At 40.5% G+C, this 24023-nt stretch carries 25 protein-coding genes, 1 pseudogene and 1 riboswitch; all 26 genes and pseudogenes read right to left on the reverse strand.

Annotated elements, in window-relative coordinates:
• Window positions 1-75: 75 nt before the first annotated feature.
• Window positions 76-702: a phosphoribulokinase gene (locus tag HT697_RS07545; protein WP_173219261.1), complete on the reverse strand. Its 627-nt coding sequence runs from the start codon at window positions 700-702 to the stop codon at window positions 76-78.
• Window positions 699-1289: an anaerobic ribonucleoside-triphosphate reductase activating protein gene (nrdG, locus tag HT697_RS07550; protein ID WP_033678521.1), complete on the reverse strand. Its 591-nt coding sequence runs from the start codon at window positions 1287-1289 to the stop codon at window positions 699-701. Before nrdG ends, HT697_RS07545 begins: the two co-directional genes overlap by 4 nt.
• A complete protein-coding gene (locus tag HT697_RS07555) occupies window positions 1282-1788 on the reverse strand; it encodes a GNAT family N-acetyltransferase (protein ID WP_050142609.1) in 507 nt (168 codons plus the stop codon). The genes nrdG and HT697_RS07555 overlap by 8 nt, the downstream gene beginning before the upstream one ends.
• A 43-nt stretch (window positions 1789-1831) precedes the next feature.
• Window positions 1832-1972, reverse strand: coding sequence for a hypothetical protein (locus HT697_RS07560; protein WP_000521614.1), 141 nt, complete (start codon window positions 1970-1972; stop codon window positions 1832-1834).
• Window positions 1973-1983: 11 nt separating this feature from the next.
• Entirely contained in the window at window positions 1984-4191 is a 2208-nt protein-coding gene (gene nrdD / locus HT697_RS07565) for an anaerobic ribonucleoside-triphosphate reductase (RefSeq protein WP_173219258.1), read from the reverse strand.
• A gap of 119 nt (window positions 4192-4310) precedes the next feature.
• Entirely contained in the window at window positions 4311-5849 is a 1539-nt protein-coding gene (locus HT697_RS07570) for a damage-inducible protein CinA (protein ID WP_173219255.1), read from the reverse strand.
• A 254-nt stretch (window positions 5850-6103) separates the two neighbouring features.
• A complete protein-coding gene (cls, locus tag HT697_RS07575) occupies window positions 6104-7636 on the reverse strand; it encodes a cardiolipin synthase (protein ID WP_173219252.1) in 1533 nt (510 codons plus the stop codon).
• Window positions 7637-7887: 251 nt separating this feature from the next.
• Window positions 7888-8352, reverse strand: a pseudogene (locus tag HT697_RS07580) (SP_0198 family lipoprotein).
• Between the two features lie 83 nt (window positions 8353-8435).
• Window positions 8436-9686, reverse strand: coding sequence for a folylpolyglutamate synthase/dihydrofolate synthase family protein (locus HT697_RS07585; protein WP_173219249.1), 1251 nt, complete (start codon window positions 9684-9686; stop codon window positions 8436-8438).
• Window positions 9687-10042: 356 nt separating this feature from the next.
• Window positions 10043-10348, reverse strand: a complete 306-nt coding sequence (locus HT697_RS07590) for a DUF1292 domain-containing protein (protein ID WP_000017620.1) — start codon at window positions 10346-10348, stop codon at window positions 10043-10045.
• A 20-nt stretch (window positions 10349-10368) separates the two neighbouring features.
• Window positions 10369-10788, reverse strand: coding sequence for a Holliday junction resolvase RuvX (gene ruvX / locus HT697_RS07595; protein ID WP_004239076.1), 420 nt, complete (start codon window positions 10786-10788; stop codon window positions 10369-10371).
• A 3-nt stretch (window positions 10789-10791) separates the two neighbouring features.
• The gene (locus HT697_RS07600) at window positions 10792-11058 is read right to left on the reverse strand and encodes an IreB family regulatory phosphoprotein (RefSeq protein ID WP_000507059.1); all 267 of its coding nucleotides are present in this window, start codon (window positions 11056-11058) and stop codon (window positions 10792-10794) included.
• 86 nt (window positions 11059-11144) lie between these two features.
• Window positions 11145-11714, reverse strand: a complete 570-nt coding sequence (locus HT697_RS07605; RefSeq protein ID WP_004269739.1) for an SP0191 family lipoprotein — start codon at window positions 11712-11714, stop codon at window positions 11145-11147.
• A 65-nt stretch (window positions 11715-11779) separates the two neighbouring features.
• Window positions 11780-12178: a transcriptional regulator Spx gene (gene spx, locus HT697_RS07610; RefSeq protein ID WP_000591165.1), complete on the reverse strand. Its 399-nt coding sequence runs from the start codon at window positions 12176-12178 to the stop codon at window positions 11780-11782.
• Window positions 12179-12313: 135 nt separating this feature from the next.
• Window positions 12314-14974 carry a magnesium-translocating P-type ATPase gene (gene mgtA, locus HT697_RS07615; RefSeq protein ID WP_173262769.1) on the reverse strand — a complete coding sequence of 887 codons (2661 nt, stop codon included), beginning with the start codon at window positions 14972-14974 and terminating at the stop codon, window positions 12314-12316.
• A 194-nt stretch (window positions 14975-15168) separates the two neighbouring features.
• Window positions 15169-15319: riboswitch (M-box (ykoK) riboswitch) on the reverse strand.
• 57 nt (window positions 15320-15376) lie between these two features.
• Window positions 15377-16438, reverse strand: coding sequence for a Xaa-Pro peptidase family protein (locus HT697_RS07620; RefSeq protein ID WP_049515513.1), 1062 nt, complete (start codon window positions 16436-16438; stop codon window positions 15377-15379).
• Complete coding sequence (gene uvrA / locus HT697_RS07625) at window positions 16431-19262, reverse strand: excinuclease ABC subunit UvrA (protein WP_173262772.1); 2832 nt, start codon at window positions 19260-19262, stop codon at window positions 16431-16433. The genes HT697_RS07620 and uvrA overlap by 8 nt, the downstream gene beginning before the upstream one ends.
• 373 nt (window positions 19263-19635) lie before the next feature.
• Window positions 19636-19794, reverse strand: a complete 159-nt coding sequence (locus HT697_RS07630; protein WP_173219240.1) for a hypothetical protein — start codon at window positions 19792-19794, stop codon at window positions 19636-19638.
• Between the two features lie 94 nt (window positions 19795-19888).
• Window positions 19889-20227: a hypothetical protein gene (locus tag HT697_RS07635; RefSeq protein ID WP_173219237.1), complete on the reverse strand. Its 339-nt coding sequence runs from the start codon at window positions 20225-20227 to the stop codon at window positions 19889-19891.
• Entirely contained in the window at window positions 20214-20636 is a 423-nt protein-coding gene (locus tag HT697_RS07640) for a DUF1492 domain-containing protein (RefSeq protein ID WP_173219234.1), read from the reverse strand. Before HT697_RS07640 ends, HT697_RS07635 begins: the two co-directional genes overlap by 14 nt.
• A 303-nt stretch (window positions 20637-20939) precedes the next feature.
• Entirely contained in the window at window positions 20940-21188 is a 249-nt protein-coding gene (locus HT697_RS07645; RefSeq protein WP_173219231.1) for a hypothetical protein, read from the reverse strand.
• Window positions 21175-21435, reverse strand: coding sequence for a replication protein (locus tag HT697_RS07650; protein WP_240147155.1), 261 nt, complete (start codon window positions 21433-21435; stop codon window positions 21175-21177). Before HT697_RS07650 ends, HT697_RS07645 begins: the two co-directional genes overlap by 14 nt.
• Before the next feature lie 130 nt (window positions 21436-21565).
• Window positions 21566-21832, reverse strand: coding sequence for a hypothetical protein (locus HT697_RS07655; RefSeq protein ID WP_023935896.1), 267 nt, complete (start codon window positions 21830-21832; stop codon window positions 21566-21568).
• Window positions 21833-21895: 63 nt separating this feature from the next.
• Window positions 21896-22135 carry a hypothetical protein gene (locus HT697_RS07660; RefSeq protein ID WP_023935898.1) on the reverse strand — a complete coding sequence of 80 codons (240 nt, stop codon included), beginning with the start codon at window positions 22133-22135 and terminating at the stop codon, window positions 21896-21898.
• Window positions 22135-22734 (reverse strand): hypothetical protein, encoded by a 600-nt coding sequence (locus tag HT697_RS07665; protein WP_240147154.1) that lies wholly within the window; start codon window positions 22732-22734, stop codon window positions 22135-22137. The genes HT697_RS07660 and HT697_RS07665 overlap by 1 nt, the downstream gene beginning before the upstream one ends.
• A 420-nt stretch (window positions 22735-23154) precedes the next feature.
• Entirely contained in the window at window positions 23155-23667 is a 513-nt protein-coding gene (locus HT697_RS07675; RefSeq protein ID WP_173262775.1) for a hypothetical protein, read from the reverse strand.
• Window positions 23668-24023: the final 356 nt, after the last annotated feature.

The following is a 24023-nucleotide window of genomic DNA, read 5'->3' on the forward strand; positions in this document are numbered from 1 at the left end:
TTACTTTGAGAAGTTAGCTTTTTTTGCGATGAAACTGTTTTCCTATTTTTTCTTTTTAAAATTAGGGATTTTCTTCTATATAAACTGACTCCTCTTGACCTCAAATTTACCTTCTGATTGGTCCACTAGAATGTCCGCCCTTGACTCAGTTTCTTTATAGTATAGCAGATACTGCTCCCGTCTCATCTGATGGCTAGCCAATATAAAGGATGCATCGCGATTTCTCACAGTCGTATCTCTAGCAAGGCGCCGCTTTAATTCGGTCTCCTCATCCGTGTAGAAACAGATGGTTTTGTCAAAGAGTTCTTTGGGTAAAAAGCCAACAGACATCCCTTCGACAATCAAAATCGGTTTTGCTCCAGACAAGACCTCACTAGCCTTCCAAGGTTCTTCAATTGTTAAGACATCCATGTCAGCCTTTAAAGCGAGAATGTCTCTTTCTAAACTTGCCAATTCATGTGCCACAGGTAAACAAGCGGTCACTTTTTGGTCTGGAGTCTCCTTTGGCACCACTAAATGACGATTTGAAGCAATGTAAGGATCGGTTTCCAATAAGTTTACCTTTGCAGAATCTAGGGTTTGGTACAATTCCTGTGCAAAGGTTGATTTACCTGAAGCTCCATGACCGTATATTCCCAGTGTTTTGACTTTTCCAGCTTCTATCTCTGAAACCAGTTGTTTTATCAGGTCTTTTTTCTTCATTCTCTCTTCACCTGTTCATAGCTTTCTTTTCCATCATTAAGCTTGTCCCAAATCACTACTTGCCCACTTTGGAGCGATTTTTGCACATCTATGATGCGTTGATTGGACGAACCTCGAAACTGGAGCATAAGATTCCTCTTAGTTCGATCATATCGTCCATCGACAAGAATGTCAATCAGTGATAAGAGTTCCAATTTATCTGGAGTTTCCAACATCATTTCTTCCCAAGTATAGCCCGTCCAGGACCAGATGTCTTTATCTGGCAATTCCTTCCGGATACGTTTCACGAGTGGCAAGAGAATTCCCGTATTGAGAAAGGGTTCCCCTCCCAGTAAGGTTAACCCCTGAACATAAGGCTGGGCAAGATCTGCCATGATTTGCTCTTCTAATTCTGCTGTGTAGGGAATTCCTGCATTGAAAGACCAAGTCGCAACATTATAACACCCCTCGCAGTGAAACATGCAGCCTGATACATAGAGAGAGTTACGCACACCCTCTCCATCCACAAAGTTGAAGGCCTTGTAATCAATAATACGCCCTTGACTGAGTTCCTCACTTTTCCATTCTTGTGGTTTTGGATTATTCATTCGCTACCTCTATCCAATAACGCTCCACACCATTGCGAACATCCTCAATGAGACCTCCATTTGCTAGAATAACTACTCTGCTAGCAGGATTCTTCACGCTACAGGTCACTAGAGCTTTCTTGATGTTCTTTTCCTTAGCAACTTGCAAGCCCTGACGGAGAGTCTCTTTTGCATAACCCTTGCCTCTTTCAGATGGACGAATGGAGTAGCCAATGTGGCCAGCATAATTCAGTAAACCCTCATTCAGTCTCAATCGCAGATTCAAAAATCCTAGAGCATGACCTGCATCATCAAATGATACAAATTGAATAGAAGGAACACGATTTTCAGGCAAGTTTATTCCCATTTCTTTTTGCATATTTGTTTCCAACCACTCTTCATACACAAAGTTCTCTGTATCCCAAAATCCGCCATCATGGGCTGATTGGCTCTTTTCAAACTCTGCCATCATCTCTAAAACTGTTTCTTCATCTGCTAATCTTGGTCTGCGTAATTCCATCCTTACCTCCCACTATGAGAAAAGCGAGAGCTGACTCTCACTTTTATTTTTTCTTGTTCTTGTTTAAAAATTGTTCTCTGAGGCTGAGCAAGCGTTCTTTCTTATCAGCTCCACCTTTAGAGTGTTTCTCGTGATAACGAGTCACTTGTGCGCGACCCTTATCGTCTAATTGATATTTCCCCATTTTATTTCTTTCTAATTTGTTACTTGGTGGCCAGCTATTTTAATCGTTGAGCCATTCATATGTTTGACACGCGCAGCGATTTCCTTGTGACGGCCGTTGACCATAGGTCTTGCTTGAGGATTGCCTAAATAGCCACAAGTCCGTTTAACAACGTCTACTGTTTTAGGGTCGCTATTGCCACAGTTAGGACAAGCAAAGCCCCTCTCAGTTGGTTCAAAATCTCCTTCAAAATCACACTTATAGCAACGATCAATCGGAGTATTGGTTCCCAAATATCCCACACGATCATAAGCGTAATCCCAGACAGCTTCCAAGGCCTTTGGATTTTGCTGGAGGACTGGATACTCACAATAATGAATGAAACCACCTGACGCACCCGCTTCTGGATAGACTTTCTCAAAGTCTAATTTTTCAAACGGTGTTGGATTTTTACGAACATCGTAGTGGAAAGAGTTAGTGTAGTATTCCTTATCTGTAATATCAGGAATAGAACCAAACTTCTCTGTATCTAGTCGGCAGAAACGGTCTGTCAAACTTTCAGACGGTGTTGAGTAGATAGAAAAATGATATCCATATTGGTCAGACCACTCTTCTACACGGCGTTTCATATCTCGAATAATGTCTAGCGTGAATTCCTTAGCATCTGGATTGCTTTCCCAGCTGTTACCAAAGAAAACTGTCGCTACTTCATACAAGCCGATATAGCCCAGTGAAACTGTCGCACGACGATTCTTAAAGAGCTGGTCAACGCTTTCTTCTTTACCTAGACGATGACCAAAAGCACCGTATTGATACAGGATAGGAGCATTTGCTGGTGTTGCTTCCTTAGTTCGTTCGACACGGTAAACCAGAGCATCTTCAGCGATATTCATACGCTCGTTAAAGATTTCCCAGAACTTATTCATGTCACCCTCAGACTCGAGGGCAATACGAGGAAGGTTGACCGTCACAACACCTAAATTCATCCGACCTGAATTGACTTCTACGCCATTCTCGTCTTTCCATCCTTGAAGGAAAGAACGGCAACCCATAGGTACCTTAAAAGAACCTGTCAAGTCAACAATCTTATCATAGGACAAAACATCTGGGTACATCCGTTTGGTTGCGCACTCTAGAGCCAACTGCTTGATGTCGTAGTTGGGTGTCCCTTCCTCCAAGTTGAGTCCTCTTTTAAGCGTGAAGATAAGTTTAGGGAAGATAGCTGTGCGGTGTTCTGAACCGAGCCCCTTGATCCGAATGGTCAAGATAGCTTTTTGAATTTCCCTCTCAAAGCGACTAGTTCCTAGACCAAAGCCTAGAGAAGTAAAAGGCGTTTGTCCGTTTGAAGTGAAGAGAGTATTGATTTCATACTCGAGAGATTGCATAGCATCATAGATGTCTTTTTGAGTTTTCTCCCAAGCATAATCTTCCCGTTTTTCAGGCAAGACCCATTCTTCTGCATCTTTGAGATGTTTTTGATAATTCTTCTCTGCATAAGGCGCCAAAACTTCATCGATACGGTCAGCTGAACAGCCGCCATACTGGCTAGAAGCAACGTTTGCGATGATTTGCGAAATCTGAGCTGTCGCAGTCTGGATAGACTTGGGACTTTCTACCTCTGCATTTCCAATCTTAAAACCATTTTCCAACATCCCCTTGAAATCAATCAAACAGCAGTTGGTCATAGGTGTATAGGGGCTGTAGTCCAGATCGTGATAATGGATATCCCCTTTTTGGTGGGCATTGGCTACATGCTTAGGAAGCATTTGCAGTCCGATTGATTTCCCAACAATACCCGCTGTCAAATCACGCTGGGTATTAAAGACATCGCTGTCTTTATTGGCATTTTCATTGACAACTGCCTGGTCTTTGTTGAGTAGTTTATGGATACTAAAGTTGATATCCGTCGCTTTTGAACGCTCAAAATCCCTCTGTGTCCGATAAGTAATATACTCCTCAGCCAGCGCATATTCTTTGGCTTCAAGCAGTTCATGTTCTACGATATTTTGAATTTCGTAAATCTTAACTCCCTGTGGAAAGCGACTATGAATTTCTGTGACAATACGCTCGGTCAGAGCATTTAGGCGCTTTTCGACTAAGGGTGTCACATCCATAACCTTGTCTGCCGCCTTGTGGAGAGCCTTGTCAATCTTATCCACATCAAATACAACACGTCTCCCATCTCGTTTCTCGACGAAGAGAGTTGGCAAAATTGTAATTTTTTCTTCTAGTGCAATCATATGCATGCTCTTTTCTAAAATGTTCTTTCTAAAAAGTATTATACCACTCTAAAAAGAAAAATCAATATCTTGTGTTAAAAATCCTAAAATTTTTAAAAATACACAAGATATTGATTTGGTTATTTGATTTTATAGACTTTAAACTCTGAGTAATCAGTCTTTACTTGTTGGTAATTTTCTTTCAAGATTGTTTCTACTTCAGACCAGACTGGCACCTTGTCATTTACCACAATCACCTTAGGTTGTTTTTCTTTCAAGTCATTGAGTAACTTATTCCGATTTTCCTCAGTTGCTGTATAGTGCACGGGAGACAAAATCGCCGATGGCGACAAGCGCTCACTCTTACGATAAAGAGTCGCAGTATCATCCCATGCATAGATAGCATCTTCCGTATTTGTCTCCTCTTTTACCAAATCAGCAAGACGATCACGTTCTTGATAAGGTACCGGATAAAGAACAAACTTCATCAAAAAAGGAACAGACAAAAGATAGACAAGCCCTAAAACTGGCAGATATAGATTTCCTTTGAAGAAACGACTCCATAGGCTAACTGGCGTTTCTCTTCGTCTTCTTCTAACACTACGCCCCCTCTGTTGACTCTTAATATTGGTTACCAATAAAAGTAGGAAAACAGGGAAGACGACCATCAAATAAGAAGCGTGCAGAGGCTCTTGTGAAAAGAAAAGCAAAATCAAACCTAAAATTGTCACAAGACTTGCAGGAACCGAAATGACGTATAGTTTAGAGGGCTTGGATTGAAAGAGACCTAAAAAGATACAAACCACAAATCCCAAACCAAGGGACAACAAGCCATAAAAAGCCATATTCTCTAAAATTTTAGAAGTGAAATCAAAGCTAATACTGTCAATAGGATAACGAATACCACTAATGGCATCCCCAAAACTTCCTGTTGCAACACTATAGTAGGCAGTTGGATAAAAGATAAGTGAAAAACCTAAAGCCACTGCAAGAAACTGATAAAACCCATGCGCAAAGCGTCTATGCCCAAGGTTAAAGACCAACAAGCCTAAACTCACTACAGCAATAAACAGGAGCGATGATAAGGGAGCAAAGAAAAATCCTCCTGCCAAAGCCAGCCCAATCCGTACAAATCCCTTATCATGGCTTGGATTGCTTAGATAAGTCGCAACTAAACTAAAGGCTGCTAATAAGAAAGGAAGCGCTAAAAGAGTCGCATAACCTCCACCAAAAGCAAGACCTGTAACTAGCATGTAAAAAATAGTCACCACTTGTCCAGCTTGGTCTCCTTGCTCTGTCAAGGTGTCTGCCGATCGAAAGAGGAAAAATCCTCCTGCTACCAAGGCTAACCACTCAAAGATGGCAAAGAAAAATCCGCCCTGAGTCACGTAAGTCAGCAAATAATAAAGCAAACCTTGACTTCCATAATAATCGCTGTAAATCTTCCCTGCCTGATGAAGGGCCCAACCTGTATAAAAATCCTGCACTTCCTGTGCACTCATTAAATCGAGTAATAGCGGTACTCCTAGAGTTATCCCCGTTACAAGCGTACTCCATAGTAAAATTTTCACCAAAGGAAGACGACTTGATTCACGATGATGCGATTCTTGTTTGATTTGGTATTCTAGAGGTTCACGATTCTCCTGATGAACTTCTTCTACTCTACCATACACACTCATATCGTTTCTCCTATTCAATTTATCTGTCTTAGTATATCAAAAAGTCCTAGGATTGTCAGCTTGCGATGGCTGTTTGAGTGATTTTTTGCATAGTTTCACAAAGGTTTCAATTTCCCGAAAACGGTGTAAATGTGTCTGTTTAAATGTTATGATATAATCCAATTCTTTCTGAGTCAGCATCGTTCCTCCTATATCTTTCTATTCGTAAAAGGCAAGAAAAATAGGACTGGTTTGTGTCCTCAGTCCTAGATTTCTTATAAGATTGGAGCGAATAACTGGGCGATTTCTTTTACAAGTTTTTGATACCAGCTTGTTTTGATAGAATGAGGATAGACTTCCTGAGAATCTGCAAATATATTTTGAAAATCTCGGGCTATTTCCATTATAGAAGGAGTTTTATAGAGTAAGACTGCATTTTCATAATGGTGTACCAAGCTTCGGTAGTCGAGATTGATTGTCCCCACCACCGCAAAATCTTCGTCTACCAACATCTGCTTACTATGAATAAAACCTGGACTATACTCATAAATCCGAACTCCAGCAGAAAGAAGGTCTGGATAAGCCCCTCTTGTGACTAACTGAATGAACTTCTTATCTGGTATGTAAGGGGTGATAATCCGAACATCGACCCCTCTCATAGCAGCATTTTTGATTGTCTCTGTTAAATCATAGTCTATGATCAAATAAGGTGTCGTAATATAGACCGATTCCGTTGCTTGATTGATCAAACTCTGATAAACTTTTTTTCCTACCTGCGTTCGAAAAATTGGCTTGGGTCCACTCCCGTATGGAATGGTTAAACCGTCACTTGGGATAGAATGATTTTCTAAATGATATTGATCAAAATCACTAATCTCTCCTCGATTGATGTACCAAGTGGTTAAAAACAAGCGTGTCAGGGCTTTTACTGCTAGTCCGTCCAAGCGAATTCCACTATCCTTCCAATAACCAAATCTCTCGACGTGGTTAATGTACTCATCGGCTAAGTTAATGCCTCCTGTATAAGCTATCTGACCATCAATAATCAATATTTTTCTATGATCTCTGTTATTATAGGCCACTGTCAAACGAGGAATAACTTTATTGAATTTATGGGCCTCGATGCCCAGCTGACGAAGTCGATGTGCATAATCTCCTGTTAAAGTAGCCATACAGCCAATATCATCATAGAGCAGTTTAACCTCAATGCCTTGAGCGACCTTTTGCTCCAAGATTTCTAGAATACGATTCCACATCAAACCTTCTTCTATAATGTAATATTCCAAGAAAATAAATTTCTCAGCCTTTTTAAGATCTTCTACCATCTTTTTCCACATGGCTTCTCCGCTAGGAAAATATGTAGAGGCAGTTTGATCATAGACATCGGCATTGGTATCCATACTCAATAAGGACTTGATGACGCCATATGCCGCCTTGTCACTTTCTTTTAATTCCTCTTTTAGTAGCTGGCTATTTGCTTCTTGGAAATGCATGGAGCCTAGCTTCTTCAGTTGTTTGATTTCTTTTTTGGACAATCTCCTCTCACCAAACATCAGATAGAGCAAGGGGCCAAATACTGGCACAAAGGCTACTAATAACCAGGTTACCTTATTCTCAGGAGTCGTATTACGGTTGACTATCGAAATGATTGTGATGATACTCAGTAGAATGAGGACAGTAATCCATAAAATGGGAGCCATGCGTCCTAAATAAAGAAAGAGACCAAAAACAAGACACAGTTCAAGTAGCATAATCGAAAGACTAAAGCCATACTTGGACATCAATAATTGAAATTTTCTATATTTCATATCCCCTCCTTGATATTTTGATACTCAATGAAAATCAAAGAGCAAACTAGGAAACTAGCCGCAGGCTGTACTTGAGTACGGCAAGGCGACGTTAACGCGGTTTGAATTTGATTTTCGAAGAGTATGAATGCTAAAAACAGGTAATTGATACTAGTATAACTCAGGTATTCGACAGAAGGCAAGTATTTATGATTATTTTCTAGGTAAAAGTAAAAAGGATGAAAAATCCAGCACTTTCTACTTGCATAGTCTTATTTAGCTAAAACGATTTGGTCCGATGGGTCTCTATCCATATCATCTACGACGATTTGATTACCGTTTACAGTGTAAATTTTGACATCATCGCCAATAATCATGCGTTGATTTGCTGCATCAAATGTGAGCTGTTTGACTTTCTGATTCCCGTCAGATTCGAACTCAGTCCATGTACCAGTTGTACCAGTCACTACCAAAGTGATACGGCCTCCTTCATCCTGACCAGTATAAGTTCCATCAATATCGGTCGGTTGAGCCTCGGGCGCATTTTGTGAAGAACTTGTTGCTACCTAGTTTGTATTTTCTGTAGACGATGAAGCAGCAGGTTGTGATTGCTGAGTTTGTTGTGTTTGCGCTTGAGCTGCTGGTTGTTGAATCTGTTGAGCTCTTTGTGAACAAGCTACTAAGAGACTAAGACTTGCTAGAGAAGCAAGAGAAAGTGTGAATCTTTTTAATTTCATGATGGATTTCCTTTCTGCTACCAATTTAGAGAAATTTTCTCTAACCAGCAATTCCCCTAGTATAACAAGTTCAAAAAAGGAGTTCAATTCATCTGCTCATGCCCCAGTAGGTAGCCCCGTACTTCTGAGATAAAATAGAGAGACCCTGTAATGAATAACAAGTCCTGCGTATCTGCTCTTTCTTCAAAACTGCTGATAAATTCTCGGTAAGAAGAAACTATATCGTAACCTGTCACATCCCTTTCGTCCAAAGCTCCCTGATAGTCAAAACCAGTCACCTTGAGTTCCACCTGAGGCAAATTCTCAGTCAGATAAGCCAACATCCCTTGATAATCCTTACGTTTCAAGGCTCCAAATAGGATTTGAGGACGATAGCCTTCCTGCTCTTTTTCTTTGATAAACTCCACCAGGCGAGTCAAGGCAGGAAGGTTATGAGCACCGTCCAAGTAAATCTGAGGACAAATACGCTCCAAACGGCCAGCCCAATGGGTCTTCTCCAAAGCCTTTCTTACAACCTGCTCATCAACAGATTCCTTTCTTTCTCCCATAAAAAGAAGAAAAGTTTGCAACGCCAAGGCTGCATTTTCCTGCTGATAAGCTCCTTCTAAGCCTATTTTCAACTGCGAAATATTTAGTAAAGAACTTGAAAAATCCCCATTCAGCATTGAAAAATCTTGACCTGCCTGATAAAGGTCAACAGTTAAAAATCCTGCTTTTTTCTGACAGACAAGCCTAGCTTCTGGAGCCAATTTCGCAATCACTGCCTTCTTACCAGCCTTGAAAATACCAGCTTTCTGCTCTGCGATTGCTTCTAGACTATCGCCCAAAGTTTCTTGATGATCGAACCCGATGGAAGTGATGACAGCAAGCTCTCCAGTTACCACATTAGTCGTATCAAGTAAGCCACCAATTCCCACTTCTAGTAAAACCAAGTCCACCTCTTGCTCCCTAAAGTAGAGGAAAGCAATCAAGGTCAGCAATTCAAAAAAGGACAACTGGTCATGGGTTTGCAGAAGCGTTTTCTCCATCTCCTTGACCTGCTCAGCCAAACGGATAAAGTCTGCGTCTGCTATAGGTTGCCCATTAATGCAGATTCGGTCATTGATAGAGACGATATGAGGGGAGGTAAAGGTCGCGACTTTTTTACCATGCCCCATAAATAACTCCCTCATAAAAGCAATGGTAGATCCTTTCCCATTAGTCCCTGTTACATGGATAATAGGATAAGACTGCTCGGGATTTCCTAACAAATCCACCGCTTGCTGCATTCGACCCAAACCTGATCGAAAATTCAAACCAATCCGACTATGGAGCCATTCTTCTACTTCAAACATATACATCTCCTTAATTACAGGTTCAATCAACTGCCTCAATAAAGTCTCATAACTAACAAAAACGAGGCCAGGATTTTCGTCCCGACCTCTCACCTGGTTAGCTAATCACTAGCAACTATGAATATTAACTTGGGGTAAAAACGTCCTCCGGACGTTCCAACTCTTCCAATTTCTAGGAGTTGGGCTGATACAGTCTCCCAGACTTACTTACGGTCTTTATTTTTAGCGTCAGGCTAAAAACGTCCCCCGGACTTACCAGTTCTCTCTTATTTTAAGGAACTGGGGTAAAAATGTTCACTGGATATGCCTGCGTTTCTATTTTCTAGCGCAGGGCTAAACACGTCCACTGGATGTTTTTACTCCTCCATAAAGCTGTTGAAGACTTCTTCAATCATGTTCCATTCGTCTTCTGAGTCTTCTGGGATTGGTTGCAATTCGCCTTCTGTTCCATCTTCGTTTTCGATGAATGAGTAAGCTTGGATTTCAACTTGTCCGTCTTCGTCTTCTTCTGCGTTAACTGGTACTAGAAGAACATAGTTTTTACCAAATTCTTCTTTTCCATCAATCGTCAAAAGGATTTCAAACAAGGTTTCATTTCCTTGCTCATCTACTAGTGTAATTAGTTCACGTTCTTCGTGGTCGTGGTTATGATCGTGTGACATAGCCTCTCCTTTATATTATATTAAAATTTTCTATCTAAATAATTTTGTAAAATCAGCTGAGCTGCTAACTTATCAATGACTTTCTTGCGCTTATTGCGACTGATATCTGCTTGTTCAATCAACATACGCTCAGCGGCCACTGTTGTCAAGCGTTCATCTTGATAGTCTACTGGTAAACCAAAAAGCTCTTCTAGCTTTGCTCCGTATGCTTGACTAGCTTCTACGCGCGGTCCGCTTGTATTGTTCATGTTTTTAGGCAAGCCCACTACAAATCGTTCCACCTTATAAGTATCAACCAACTCCTTAACGCGGTCAAAACCAAATTGGCCTTGCTCCTCATTGATTTGGATGATTTCAAGTCCTTGAGCCGTAAAACCGAGCGGATCGCTAATCGCCACCCCTACCGTTTTTGAACCGACGTCCAATCCCATAATTCTCATAGGTTACAGATCGACTCCTTGTCCTTTAAGGTAGTAGCGGACCAATTCCTCAACGATTTCATCACGCTCATACTTACGGATTTGATTTCGTGCATTATTATAACGAGGAACGTAGGCAGGGTCTCCACTCAATACGTAACCTACGATTTGGTTGATTGGGTTGTAGCCCTTATCGTTCAACGAAGCATAGACATCAGTCAAAGTTTCGCTAATTTCTTTTTTATTGGAATCGTCCAATTTAAAACGTACTGTTTCTTCAGTAAATCCCATTCTAACACCCTCTTTCCTTAGAATAGTACCATTATAGCATAATTCCTTACGTTCTACAATTCAGGCAGTCTATTTATTTGGATTTTCTATTGTTCTGTCGCGCCATTTGCCAATCTGTCTGAAATATATTTGCTTGGTTCATTCTTCAAGAGATTTTCTAAGCCAATATTCTTCAAATATTCTAACTGAGAAGCCTTCTTGACATCCAGAACTTGAAAATCAAAACTAGTTGTTGTTTGAAGTTCTGTTGCACTCAATAATTTGGTTTCAAGCTTAAATCCTGCCAATTTACGAGCTTCTATGATGGACTCATCCTTCTCCTCCGCCTCAAGAAGAGCTTTTTGAGTTTCTTCCACTCCATGTTGGTCAATATAGGTCTTCAACTCATCTGAGACTGGACGTTTTTGTTGAATCGTTAAGCTCAAAAAAGTCTTGTCTTTGTAAGTAATGGTTTGTGTCTGCTGGCTACCATCATCTGACTTGGGCAAGACCAAAGTCTTGGTCACAACTGTATTCTTCTCAGCATTCTCAATAACTGGCAATGCCGACTGAAGCGTATCCTTTTCTGTTTTTGTAGCTGGTCCAGTTTCCTTTTTCTGTCCGCAACCAACCAGGACAAAAAGGAAAGCTAGACTAACAAGAACTATTTTTTTCATTTCTTTCTTCTTTCTTTTTGAAATTAAAATAGAATAAGACTGGGAATTGCTCCCAGCCTTGATGTTTATAGAGCTGCACGCAAACGTGCTTCTGCATTTTCTACATTACGGACAGAGCGTGGTAGGAAGGCACGAATATCGTCTTCCTTATAGCCAACTTGCAGGCGTTTTTCATCCACAAGGATTGGGCTCTTTAAAATTCTCGGTGTTTCCATAATCAGATTAAGGACTTCATTGACACTCAAATCTTCAATATCCACTCCAAGGGCTTTGGCATAGCGATTTTTAGACGAAACGATGCTGGCTATTCCGTTATCTGTTTTGGTTAGAATATCCAGTAATTCTTCTCTCGTAATTCCTTCTTTACCAAGGTTTTGTTCTTTATAACTTAACTGGTGGGCATTGAGCCAGGTTTTTGCTTTTTTACAGCTAGTACAACTTGAGACTGTATAAATTTTAATCATGTACCTACCCCTTTCGCTACATGTTACTATCAGTTTAGTCTATTATACCATAAAAAACATCCGACTTGCGACCTATTTTTAAATTTTTTTGACTTTTTTCGTCATTTTCGTACTTTTTTCTTGACAAAATAAAATTTACAGCCATTCTTGATATTTCTTGATATAAATTTTTTTCACAATTGTCACGCTAATCATATACAAAATAATGATGAAAAGTAAAAAGATGAAATAAATCGGTTTTAAAGGAGTTAGATGAAGTAGGATTGCGAGTGGACTGTAGGGAAGGAAGGTCACAAAGGCTGCAGCCAATAAGGTTGTCACAAGGACTAGCCAAGCCGGACGACTTTGTAAAAAGGGAATTTTAGCTGAACGCAGCATATGAATAACCATGGTCTGTGACCACATGGACTCGATAAACCAACCTGTCTGAAACAAGACAATAAATCCTACGGCAGACTCTGCCCCATGAACATAAACTTGACCTGTCGTCATGGGTACAATGATAAAATAGAGCAAAATAAAGGTCAAAATATCAAAGGCAGAAGATATAGGCCCCATCCAAATCATGAAACGTGTGATGGACTTAGCTTCCCAGGTATGCGGATTTCTCAAAAAATCTTTATCCACCTTGTCAAAAGGCAAGGCAATACAAGACAAATCATAGACTAGATTTAGGATAATCAAATGGACTGGTGCCATTGGTAAAAATGGCAAAAAGATTCCAGAGACCAATAGGGATAAGATATTTCCAAAATTAGAACTCACTGTCATTTTGATATATTTGGTCATATTGGCATAGACCTTACGCCCTTCAACAAGTCCTTTTTCAAGCACCATGAGATCCTTATCAAGTAGGATAACATCAGCTGTTTCTTTGGCAATATCTACTGCTGTATCAACAGAAATTCCCACATCTGCAACTTTCATAGAAGGAGCATCATTGATCCCATCTCCCATATAGCCTACAGCATGACCATTAGCCTTAAATTGCAAAATAATCCTTGCTTTTTGGTCAGGTGAAAGCTTGGCAAAGACGGTTACCTCCTCCACGGCTTGAGCCAATTCTTGATCACTCATCTGATCGATTTCAGATCCTAACAGCATCTGATTGATATCCAAACCAACCTTTTCACAGACTGCTTGGGTAACTTTTTCGTTGTCTCCCGTCAAAATTTTTGTTTGAACTCCATGTTCTAATAGAGCCTTAATTGCTGGTGCTGCAGATGGTTTAGGAGGATCTAGGAAGGCTAAATAACCAGTTAGAATCATCTCCCCTTCATCATCAACTGTATAGGCATGGCCTTCCCTCAAACCTGACTTATAGGCCACTCCCAAGACACGCAAACCTTGTTGATTTAGTTGTCTGACTTCTGCTAAAATTTCTTCTCTAATAACATCTGTCAAGGGAGTAATCACTCCTTGGTATTCCGCATAACTGGAAATCGTCAACATTTCCTCTAGGGCACCCTTGGTTACCAAACTAACAACTTCGTGTTCATCCTTAACGATAACACTCATCCGTCTACGTTCAAAATCAAAGGGAAGCTCATCTATTTTTTGAAAAGTTTGATCCAGATTTTGTAAGAGGGTGTGTTCTTTGGCTTCCTTTTCAGTCCGTTTGATGATGGCTCTGTCCATCAAATTTTTCAAGCCCGTTTGAAAATAAGAATTGAGATAAGCTCGTCTCAAGACGGTCAAATCCAAGCGTCCGTGGATGTCCAAGGGATATTCAAGGACAATTTCGTCTTGGGTTAGAGTTCCTGTCTTATCTGTACACAAAATATCAATCGCCCCTAAGTCCTGTATGGCATTGAGTTTCTTGATAACCACTTTTTCCTTGGCCATAATGATGGAGCCCTTTGCTAGACTGGCCGTGATAATCATAGGAAGCATCTCAGGTGTCAATCCAACACCAACACTCAAAGCAAATACGCCAGCTTCTAACCAATCTCCATCTGTTAAACCATTGGACAAGAAAACGATAGGCACCATGACCAGCATCAAACGAATCAAGAGCCACGAAATACTATTCATCTCCCGTTCAAACGAAGTAGGCTCATCATAGGTGTTCAAAGTCTGCTCAATGGCCCCCATCATGGTATCATCACCAACTGCTAAAACCACGGCCTTGGCACTACCAGACAAGACATTGGTTCCCATAAAGGAGAGCGCTTCTGCTTCTAGCAGACTATCAGATTGTTGAACTGTTGCCTTGGTCAAGGCCAATTTTTCAACCGATTCACTTTCACCTGTCAAGCCCGACTGTTGTACAAAGAAATCGCGCGACTCAAATAAAAGAAGATCTGCTGGAATCATGTCTCCAGCGCTTAATTTAACCACGTCACCCACTACCAAATCATCGATAGGTACTTCTTGAATTTCTCCTTGACGAATGACAGTCGCTGTGTTGACAATCATTTTTGATAGATTGGTCGCAGCCTTATCACTACGGAGTTCTTGGACAAAGCGTATGCCACCAGAAATGAGGACTAGGACAACGATGATAATAGAAGTCGTCGGATCCTCTTGACCTGGTTTTGCCAACCAGACATTGGTCACCAAGGAAATCACGGCGATGACCAGTAAGATAATCGTAAAAGGATTGATAATGGATTCGTAAATCTTTTTGAGGATACTGTCTTCTTGACCCTTTGTGATGGTATTTTCGCCATATAGGTCACGATTTTTCTCCACCTGCTCCTCAGTCAAGCCTGTTAGACTTGTCTTATAAAAAGATAGAGTTTCGTTTAAAGATGTATGAATAGCTGTTGCTAATCTTTCTTTTGTAGTTTTCATTGGTTTCTCCTATCTGTATGAATGATGTGTTTCATACACAGAGACCAATCACTTTATAAGGACAGAACGACACAAATCAGCGATTGGCTGTGTATGTGCGGTTCCGGATGATCGTCAATTTGCATCGTTTATCTCCTTTCTTTGATTTAAACAGTAGAAAATCCCACCATAAAATGGCAGGATTAAAAAACTAATTATCTGTTTTTCGTTCAAGCTTTAACTCCATAGGGCAATGTAATGAGCTTAGTCTTGGCCTTCGCGACCAGGACTGTTGACCAACGAGTAGTGTCTCCACTGCTTTGCGGTAGTCATCCGTATCCCTATGGTAGCCTCACCTACCGTTTTCGTCTTTCAGTATAAACCTTTAAAATTTAAAAGTCAATCATTTGAGTTGTTTAACTCTTAAATAACTATCAACTCTTTTGGAGCAAGGGTCAATAATTCACAACCTGTCTCTGTAATCAGAATATCATCCTCGATACGAACGCCATATTTGCCTTCGATATAGATACCTGGCTCATCTGTCAATGCCATACCTGCCTTAATAGTTTCTGTAGAAGTTTGGCTAAAGTAAGGCTCTTCATGGATATCCAGTCCAATACCGTGTCCAATACCGTGGGTAAAGTAGTCGCCATAGCCTGCCTCGATGATAATATCACGAGGAATTTTGTCAAAGTCACGGAAACCTAAGCCAGCCTTAGCCTGGTCAATCAAGGCTTGGTTGGCTTTCAAAACCGTATTGTAAATCTCTGCCTGCTCGTCGCTAACATGCCCCAAGTAGATAGTTCGTGTCATATCACTGACATAGTGGTCATATAGGCAGCCGAAATCCATGGTAATGGCTTCTCCCAATTCCACTGGTTTGTGCATGGGATGGGCATGGGGTTTGGAAGAATTGATACCGCTAGCTAGAATTGTGTCAAAAGACAAGCCAGATGCTCCCAACTCACGCATGCGGAAGTCAAGGAAGTTGGCAATCTCAATTTCAGTCTTTCCTGGCTTAATAAAGTCAAGCGCATCGCGAAAAGCTTGGTCTGAGATAGAACAAGCCTTGCGAATAGCTGCAATCTCCGCCTCATCCTTAATCATTCGAAGACCCTCAACAAACTGAGTCTGTGGAAGCAAGTCAATTCCTTCAAAGGTTGCCTGCATACGATGATAATAAGAGACCGAAATCTCATCTTCAAAACCGATTCGAGACAAGCCCATGTCCTTAACAATTCCTGCAATAACAGCTAATTCATCGCGGTCAGCTACAATCTCAAAGCCACTGGTTTCTTGCTTGGCTGCAATGATATAGCGAGAGTCTGTCACCAAGACCTGACGGTCACGGCTGATAAAGACTGTTCCGTTTGAGCCCCAAAAACCAGTCAAATAATAGACGTTTTTAAGGTTATTGATGATGATACCATCTAGTTCTTTTTCTTGCATTTTAGCTAGAAATGCTTGTACACGTTTATTCATGATGTAACTTTCCTTTCAAATAATGTCCTGTGTAGCTGGCTTCATTGGCCGCTACTTCTTCTGGAGTTCCTGTTGCGATGATGGTTCCACCACCGACACCACCTTCAGGTCCCAAGTCAATAATATGGTCTGCTGTCTTAATGACATCCAGATTGTGCTCAATGACAAGAACTGTATTGCCATCGTCTACAAAGCGAGCTAAAACCTTAAGCAAGCGAGCGATATCCTCTGTATGGAGTCCTGTCGTCGGCTCATCCAGAATGTAGAAAGATTTTCCTGTCGATCGTTTGTGGAGTTCACTAGCCAACTTCATACGCTGGGCTTCTCCCCCAGAAAGGGTGGTAGCTGGTTGCCCTAGCGTTACATATCCCAGTCCCACATCCTTGATGGTTTGGAGTTTACGTTGAATTTTCGGAATGTGTTGGAAGAATTCCACCGCATCGTTGACAGTCATATCCAAGACCTGCGAAATATTCTTTTCCTTGTAGTGAACTTCTAGGGTTTCACTGTTATAGCGGGTTCCGTGGCAGACTTCACAAGCCACGTAAACATCTGGCAAGAAGTGCATCTCAATCTTGATAATCCCGTCACCTGAGCAGGCTTCACAGCGACCACCCTTGACGTTGAAACTGAAACGGCCCTTCTTGTAGCCTCGAATCTTGGCTTCATTTGTCTGAGCAAAAAGGTCACGTATATCGTCAAAAACTCCTGTATAGGTAGCAGGGTTAGACCTCGGCGTTCGTCCGATAGGGCTCTGATCAATATCAATCAAGCGGTCTACATGCTCAATCCCTGTAATGGTTTTGAATTTACCAGGTTTGTCTGAATTACGATTGAGCTTCTGGGCAATAGCTTTTTTAAGAATGCTGTTGATGAGGGTCGATTTCCCTGAGCCAGATACCCCTGTAACGGCGATGAATTTTCCTAGTGGAAAGCGAGCAGTAACATTTTGCAGGTTGTTTTCACGCGCTCCTGTCACTTCGATAAAACGACCATTTCCCACACGGCGCTCTGTTGGCACTGGAATAGCACGTTTGCCTGACAAGTACTGGCCTGTGATAGACTTACTGTTACGAGCTACCTGTTTAGGCGTACCTGCCGCAACAATTTCCCCACCAAAAACACCGGCACCGGGACCAACATCAATCAGATAATCAGCCTCACGCATGGTATCTTCGTCATGTTCCACTACTATGAGAGTATTGCCCAAATCACGCATCTTTTTGAGACTGGCAATCAGGCGATCATTATCCCTCTGATGAAGACCGATTGACGGCTCATCTAGGATATAGAGGACGCCTGATAGGTTAGAACCAATCTGAGTTGCCAAGCGAATACGCTGACTTTCCCCACCTGAAAGGGTTCCTGCTGAGCGTGACAGAGTCAGATAGTTGAGTCCCACGTTATTAAGGAAGGTCAAACGATCCTTGATTTCCTTGAGAATAGGCCGAGCAATGATGGATTCATTTTCAGATAGAGTCAACTGACTGACTAATTCCAAGTGATCAGCGATAGACAGGTCTGAAATTTCTCCGATATGTGGTCCTTTCTCACCACCAACACGGACAGACAAGGCCTGGTCATTGAGACGATAGCCGTGACAGGTTCCGCAGGTCAGCTCATTCATGTAGAGGCGCATCTGGGTGCGGGTGTAGTCGCTGTTTGTCTCGTGATAGCGACGCTTGATATTATTGACAACTCCCTCAAAAGGAATGTCAATATCGCGCACACCACCAAATTCATTCTCATAGTGGAAATGGAATTCCTTGCCATCTGATCCGTAGAGAATCAAGTTCTTATCTTCTTCTGACAAATCCTCAAAAGGCTTATCCATATCCACTCCAAAAGCTGTCATAGCCTGCTCTAGCATGTTTGGATAGTAGTTGGATGAGATAGGATTCCAAGGTGCCAGCGCTCCCTCATGTAAGGTTTTGCTGGCATCTGGCACTACCAAATCAGTATCCACCTCCAGCTTGATGCCCAAGCCGTCACACTCACTACAAGAACCAAAAGGAGCATTGAATGAGAAGAGTCGTGGCTCTAACTCTGGAACAGTAAAGCCACAAACTGGACAGGCATAATGCTCAGAGAAGAGCAACTCAGAATCGTCCATAGTATCGATAATGACATAACCTTCTGCGATACGAAGGGCAGCCTCAATGGAATCAAAGAGACGACTACGAATGCCCTCCTTGATGACAATACGGTCAACTACGACATCAATATTGTGTTGCTTGCTCTTAGACAAGTCTGGCACTTCGGTCACATCATAGACTTCCCCATCCACACGGACACGGACATACCCATCTTTCTGAACTTTCTCAATAACACTCTTATGTTGGCCTTTTTTCTTACGGATGACAGGAGCTAAAATTTGCAGACGCTGGCGTTCAGGTAACTCCAAAACCTTATCCACAATTTGCTCCACAGAAGAAGCCTTGATAGCCCCATGCCCGTTGATACAGTAAGGCGTCCCCACACGCGCGTAGAGGAGACGCAGATAGTCATTGATTTCAGTCGTGGTTCCCACCGTCGAGCGAGGATTTTTGCTAGTCGTTTTCTGGTCGATGGAAATAGCTGGGCTCAGACCATCAATAGCATCTACATCCGGCTTCTCCATATTTCCTAAGAATTGACGAGCATAGGCTGATAGACTCTCTACATAGCGACGTTGCCCCTCAGCATAGAGGGTATCAAAGGCCAGACTGGATTTCCCTGAACCTGACAAGCCGGTCACGACAACCAACTTGTCTCGCGGAATCTCCACATCAATATTTTTTAAATTATGGGCACGCGCCCCATGAATGACAATTTTATCTTGCATCTTTGTTCTTTCTAGTCCATTATTGCTTACCATTATACCAAAAAAAGTGAGATTCTATTACCCAAAAGGATGAATTTATAGTATAATAAAAAACTTCTTATTTTATGTTTCCTTAGGGCTTCCTAACCCTTATATCACGCGCTTTTGAACAAAAAATACTAACATTACTTTTTACTACTTGCTCCCCCAAAGTACGCAAAAAGGGGAGCAAAAAAGCCCCACAAAAGGGCAATCAATCGATGAGTTCAGCAGGCAAGAAACTAGCACGGTCAAACGTGCTTTTTTATTGCTGATAAGTTCATTATACCACGTAGTATATAAAAGGCAAAAATAACTCATATCAAAAAGCACTTAGATTTCTCTAGGTGCTTAATTAAATTGATTCTAGTTTTAGACTCCTGACAAATTCATCCCATTCGTCATCTAACTCCTCAACAGTTTTGTTTTTATTTCGTTCATAGGCTTTTTTTAACAATTCATCCAGATTGTCGTCTTCGGCTTCTGGCCAATCATAAATATCTTTTTTAACCATATCATTCAATCCTTCCAAATTCAAATTTAAACACTTCACATAAAATTTTAAGTATTTTCTCTTACGCTATGACTTCATTATAAACTTTCCTATCCTAATATTCAATCAACAATACACCGTCTCGATAGCTTTTAGCAAAGTCTAGCAGTATCTCAGCTTTGAGACTTTCATACTCAGCCTTATCAATGCCCAATGCCTCGTATAACTGCCATATCTTTAACCTCTCTCCAGTTCGCCTTGTAAAGAGATTGGAGAATATATCACGCCTTACATCGTCCAGATTGTCCCTGAAGGCTTCAATCACGCGCACCAATTCCAGCGCTTTGGCTTCAAATGCTCCATCTTGACCGTATAGGCTCAATTTAACCAGTGAGTGATAGCTTTTCAGAAATCTGTAGGCCTGCTTTGTTGTCTCTTCTTTATCGATTGGCATTTTTAACCTTGGCCAAGTTCTCAATGGCTTTTTTCTTAATTCTGTAAATTTGTACTTTGCTAAAATTTAACTCCTTACAAACCTCAGCCATAGGTAGGTTATTCACATATATCATTGTCAATACCAAACATTCTTCAATTTCATCTAGCTGATCTATTAATTTCATTGTTGCTATCCGCTCGTCTATAAGGGCGCTCATTTGCTCCACTATCTCATCTTTTTGTTCCAAGATTTCAAGTATCTTATCCTCAGTAGTATTGGTTTTGCTAGTTTTTACCCTTGTAGTGAATTGATTGGATCCAGATAATAGTCCATTGTCTAAACTTTGGTACTTTAGTTGCAGTCTCTGGATAAGGTCGTTCCCTTTCTTTACTCTTTTTAGTTGTTCCTCTATTTCTTTAATGGTCAAGTTGACTCTCCTTTTTGGTGTAATATTTGCGTTTTCTCTATGTTCGCTCTAGCTTCAAATGCTTTCCCGTGAGAAAAAATGTACAGTGACGGTGTGAAGCTCATAGAAGCGCGTGGGGAGGGAGATAGCCCCCCATATCTCCTTGTGGTTTGATAAGCAATTAAGGGATGTTTTTATCTCTCTTATTTCCTTGTCATTCTGCAAGCAATTAAGGCAAGTTATTTCTTTGCTTATCTGCTTGTCATTTCTCAGGGAGTTAAGGAGGGTTTTTATTGCTCTTATCTGCTTGATAACTGATAAGCTCTATTCATTACAAAAACCTATATTGTCCCAGAATATCCGCAATCCTTTTGTATTTTTAATTTCTGAAATAGCTTTTTCTGCTTCTTCTTTTGTCGGATAGACTTCTATAATATCTTTGGGATTTTTTCCACCTATCCTATATCTTACCTCAAAATGTCCAGTATCAATCTGCGTCAAAAACACGGTATCAACTTCATCAACCACCGCTAACTTATTCAACTTATTTAAACGGTTTTTAATCGCCTTCATCTAGTATCTTCGCCTCTAATATTTCTAATTGCTCTACTACTTCAACCATTTCAACCGCCTTATAAGCCATGTTTAGAATGCTCTGGGCGCTTTGTTGTCTAGCGTAAGGGCTTACTGTCTCATCTAGCATAATTTCCCTCAATACGGTTACAGCCTCAACACTCGCATTCTGTAACAGCGTAGTAGACTCCTTGAGTTGTTCGCTACGTCTTTCACGGTAAACCCTCTTAAAAGTTACATCGTTCAAGTAATTGTAAGCCGTCCTTCTGGTTATTCCACTTAATTCACTAGCTTTTTTACATTCCCAGTCATGAGATAATTGGCCATAAATATTTCTTTTTTTCTGCTTAATTCTGTCAAATACTAGTCACCTCACTTTATTGGTCTAATTCTGGAAACTCACTTATCCCAGTCATTTCCCTAAGTTCATCCATACGTTTTTTTGATTTCTTATAGTCTGCTAGCTTAATATCTTTAAATGGTGTTTTAATAAAATCATCCATATCTATCTTTATTTCATCTTGCTGAAAAGCAAATCTTAAACAATCCACATATAAAGATATACATTCATCAGTTGTTGCATATTCCGTCTTTCCAGCATACTCTTCTAACTTTTCTAGTCTTGCTTTTAAACTTCTAACCATTCCCCTACCTCGTGTGTAATTCTGTCTGATTTATGTAAAAAAAGGGGATTGCTCCCCTCCACATCACAAACCTAATAAACCACGTCTTTCTTTGCCCAGTAGCTTATCATACAAGGCTTTATCTTTCTCATATAGTTCATGTCTACGCTTGTAGCCCATAGCCTTAAACTCTTCAAGGGTTACAGCTTCCTCTTCGTAAGATTTTGAAATACTTTCTACGTTCTTGGCAAGCCCCTGCAGTAAGTCAGCTTGTCTCTTCTCTTCTTCGATTTCTTGAAACAGTTGTTTATGTTCATCTTTCATTATTGTTCTCCCTCAAAATAGTTAATACGATTCACAAAATACGCCAAATCATCACTCGGATCTAAATAGCGGTGCTGGTTTCCCATATAACCAGCTACACCACTGTAAATGTAAGGCTTACTTACTCCACTATATTCTGGAGATGTATTCAGGCGGTCAAATAACTCTTCGATACCTGTTTCTCTTACCTCATCAGCCAATCTCTTAGCAGTGTTTTTGTAGTTTTCGTTATAATTTGCAATCAACTCTAAAAGCTCAATAGATTTCTGTTTGATTTCTTGACGCTGGCGTTTCACTGTTTCATCTTGTTCTAATGCTGTCTCTAAATAACCTTTCGCATTAATTTTTCTAGCGTCTGCCACTATTGAGTCAATTCGTTCTTTTTCGAGTTTTGTTCTTTGTGCTTTCATATCAGCAATATATTTCTCTTTAGAATTGACTGCCTTAAAATCTTCAAAAGTTTGTAACTCAGCTTTCTTAGATTTAATAGCCTCAACTTCTTTTTCGGTTTTCTTGATTTCCTCATCAAAGCGATCAAAAATCTCTAATTGAGTCCGTACTTTGTCCATCTGGTTTTTGACTTCTTGCAATGTTGGCATTTCTTTTTCCTCCAATCTTTCCAAAAACAAAAGAGGCATAGCCAAAATAGATTACTCTACTTTATGCTATACCTCTGATTTTTTCAGTCAGTATTCTTTTTAAATATTGTTGTTTTAGATTCCACGCTGGAGACAATCTCGCCGTCTTGTATTTTAAGCGTGATACTCCCAAACCTTGGAACCTCTAACAGTTTTATTATACCATAACTTTTGAAATAAATAAAGCCTTCTTGTATTTCCATGTTTAGCCTCTCATGCTATTTGTATAGAACCATCATACTGGTTAGTGTATCCATATCCTCACTATTCCCCACTGTTGCCTCTGTATATTTCACGTCAATAACTTCAACGCCTGCCATAAAACCATTTACCCGGCTTTCAAAATCCTCTAGGCTTTACTTGTATTTCTGATAAAATAGTTTAATTTTCATGTTGTTTTTCCTCCTTTTTTATACTCCGATAGTCAATCCCCACAAGTTTTTTACGTTCATCGTGGATAATATATCCCTGTTGTATGGCTATAATTACAAAATGTTTTAGTAGTTGGTCTTCATGCTTCAAAGTCTGAATAAGCTCACTGTTTTTAAAAGTTTCCCAGTCAGAAATATAAGAAGCAGATTCTCCATCTTGTGGTGAAAGAAGATCCAACTTTCTTTCCTCCATCTTCTCGTATATCCTTTTTGTGCTATGCCTTAATCGTGGAGTTTTAGACAGCAATTCCCTAGATGGATTTCCAAAGTTCATACCTTGCCATGTACAGGTTAGCTTATCGAACACTAGATATTTTCTTGCTTTATCAAAAATATACCTCATCGGTTCGTTATCACCAGTCCACTTAATAACTTCTCCAATATTTTCCATGTAGGGCATTGTCTTGAATGCTAAAAAGTGCTTATCCTGGATAACTCGTTTTTTTAATCTCTTCTTTACCACTAGTTACCTACTCCATTTCTTTACAAGTTACACCCGCGCACCGTGGAAGTGTTGAAGGACAGGGTTACAGGGTTACAGGGGGCGTAGCTCAATCGCCCCTGTTCCTGTACCTGTTCTTACTTCCACAATTCACGGACACTTGGACAAACTAGAATTGACGCTAGGCTATTCTAGTCGTGTCCCTGATTTTGTCCCTGTTTACATTGTAAAATTTTACAACGCTTTACAAGTCTTTACATATTCCAACAAACCCCATAAAACCAATGGTTTAAAGGTATTATTTATTAGTTTACAAATGTAAAAAAACGCTATTTTACATCTTTTACACCGAGTTGTAAAGAGTTGTAAATTTTACG

Origin of the sequence: Streptococcus sp. 1621, assembly GCF_013276615.1 — a bacterium.
In the GTDB taxonomy this organism is placed as follows: Bacteria; Bacillota; Bacilli; order Lactobacillales; family Streptococcaceae; genus Streptococcus.

Bases quoted from the DNA above. Each gene is read 5' to 3' on its own strand.
- HT697_RS07545 (WP_173219261.1), bottom strand. From the start codon at position 702: ATGAAGAAAAAAGACCTGATAAAACAACTGGTTTCAGAGATAGAAGCT.
- nrdG (WP_033678521.1), bottom strand. From the start codon at position 1,289: ATGAATAATCCAAAACCACAAGAATGGAAAAGTGAGGAACTCAGTCAA.
- HT697_RS07555 (WP_050142609.1), bottom strand. From the start codon at position 1,788: ATGGAATTACGCAGACCAAGATTAGCAGATGAAGAAACAGTTTTAGAG.
- HT697_RS07560 (WP_000521614.1), bottom strand. From the start codon at position 1,972: ATGGGGAAATATCAATTAGACGATAAGGGTCGCGCACAAGTGACTCGT.
- nrdD (WP_173219258.1), bottom strand. From the start codon at position 4,191: ATGATTGCACTAGAAGAAAAAATTACAATTTTGCCAACTCTCTTCGTC.
- HT697_RS07570 (WP_173219255.1), bottom strand. From the start codon at position 5,849: ATGAGTGTGTATGGTAGAGTAGAAGAAGTTCATCAGGAGAATCGTGAA.
- cls (WP_173219252.1), bottom strand. From the start codon at position 7,636: ATGAAATATAGAAAATTTCAATTATTGATGTCCAAGTATGGCTTTAGT.
- HT697_RS07585 (WP_173219249.1), bottom strand. From the start codon at position 9,686: ATGTTTGAAGTAGAAGAATGGCTCCATAGTCGGATTGGTTTGAATTTT.
- HT697_RS07590 (WP_000017620.1), bottom strand. From the start codon at position 10,348: ATGTCACACGATCATAACCACGACCACGAAGAACGTGAACTAATTACA.
- ruvX (WP_004239076.1), bottom strand. From the start codon at position 10,788: ATGAGAATTATGGGATTGGACGTCGGTTCAAAAACGGTAGGGGTGGCG.
- HT697_RS07600 (WP_000507059.1), bottom strand. From the start codon at position 11,058: ATGGGATTTACTGAAGAAACAGTACGTTTTAAATTGGACGATTCCAAT.
- HT697_RS07605 (WP_004269739.1), bottom strand. From the start codon at position 11,714: ATGAAAAAAATAGTTCTTGTTAGTCTAGCTTTCCTTTTTGTCCTGGTT.
- spx (WP_000591165.1), bottom strand. From the start codon at position 12,178: ATGATTAAAATTTATACAGTCTCAAGTTGTACTAGCTGTAAAAAAGCA.
- mgtA (WP_173262769.1), bottom strand. From the start codon at position 14,974: ATGAAAACTACAAAAGAAAGATTAGCAACAGCTATTCATACATCTTTA.
- HT697_RS07620 (WP_049515513.1), bottom strand. From the start codon at position 16,438: ATGAATAAACGTGTACAAGCATTTCTAGCTAAAATGCAAGAAAAAGAA.
- uvrA (WP_173262772.1), bottom strand. From the start codon at position 19,262: ATGCAAGATAAAATTGTCATTCATGGGGCGCGTGCCCATAATTTAAAA.
- HT697_RS07630 (WP_173219240.1), bottom strand. From the start codon at position 19,794: ATGGTTAAAAAAGATATTTATGATTGGCCAGAAGCCGAAGACGACAAT.
- HT697_RS07635 (WP_173219237.1), bottom strand. From the start codon at position 20,227: ATGCCAATCGATAAAGAAGAGACAACAAAGCAGGCCTACAGATTTCTG.
- HT697_RS07645 (WP_173219231.1), bottom strand. From the start codon at position 21,188: ATGAAGGCGATTAAAAACCGTTTAAATAAGTTGAATAAGTTAGCGGTG.
- HT697_RS07655 (WP_023935896.1), bottom strand. From the start codon at position 21,832: ATGGTTAGAAGTTTAAAAGCAAGACTAGAAAAGTTAGAAGAGTATGCT.
- HT697_RS07660 (WP_023935898.1), bottom strand. From the start codon at position 22,135: ATGAAAGATGAACATAAACAACTGTTTCAAGAAATCGAAGAAGAGAAG.
- HT697_RS07665 (WP_240147154.1), bottom strand. From the start codon at position 22,734: ATGCCAACATTGCAAGAAGTCAAAAACCAGATGGACAAAGTACGGACT.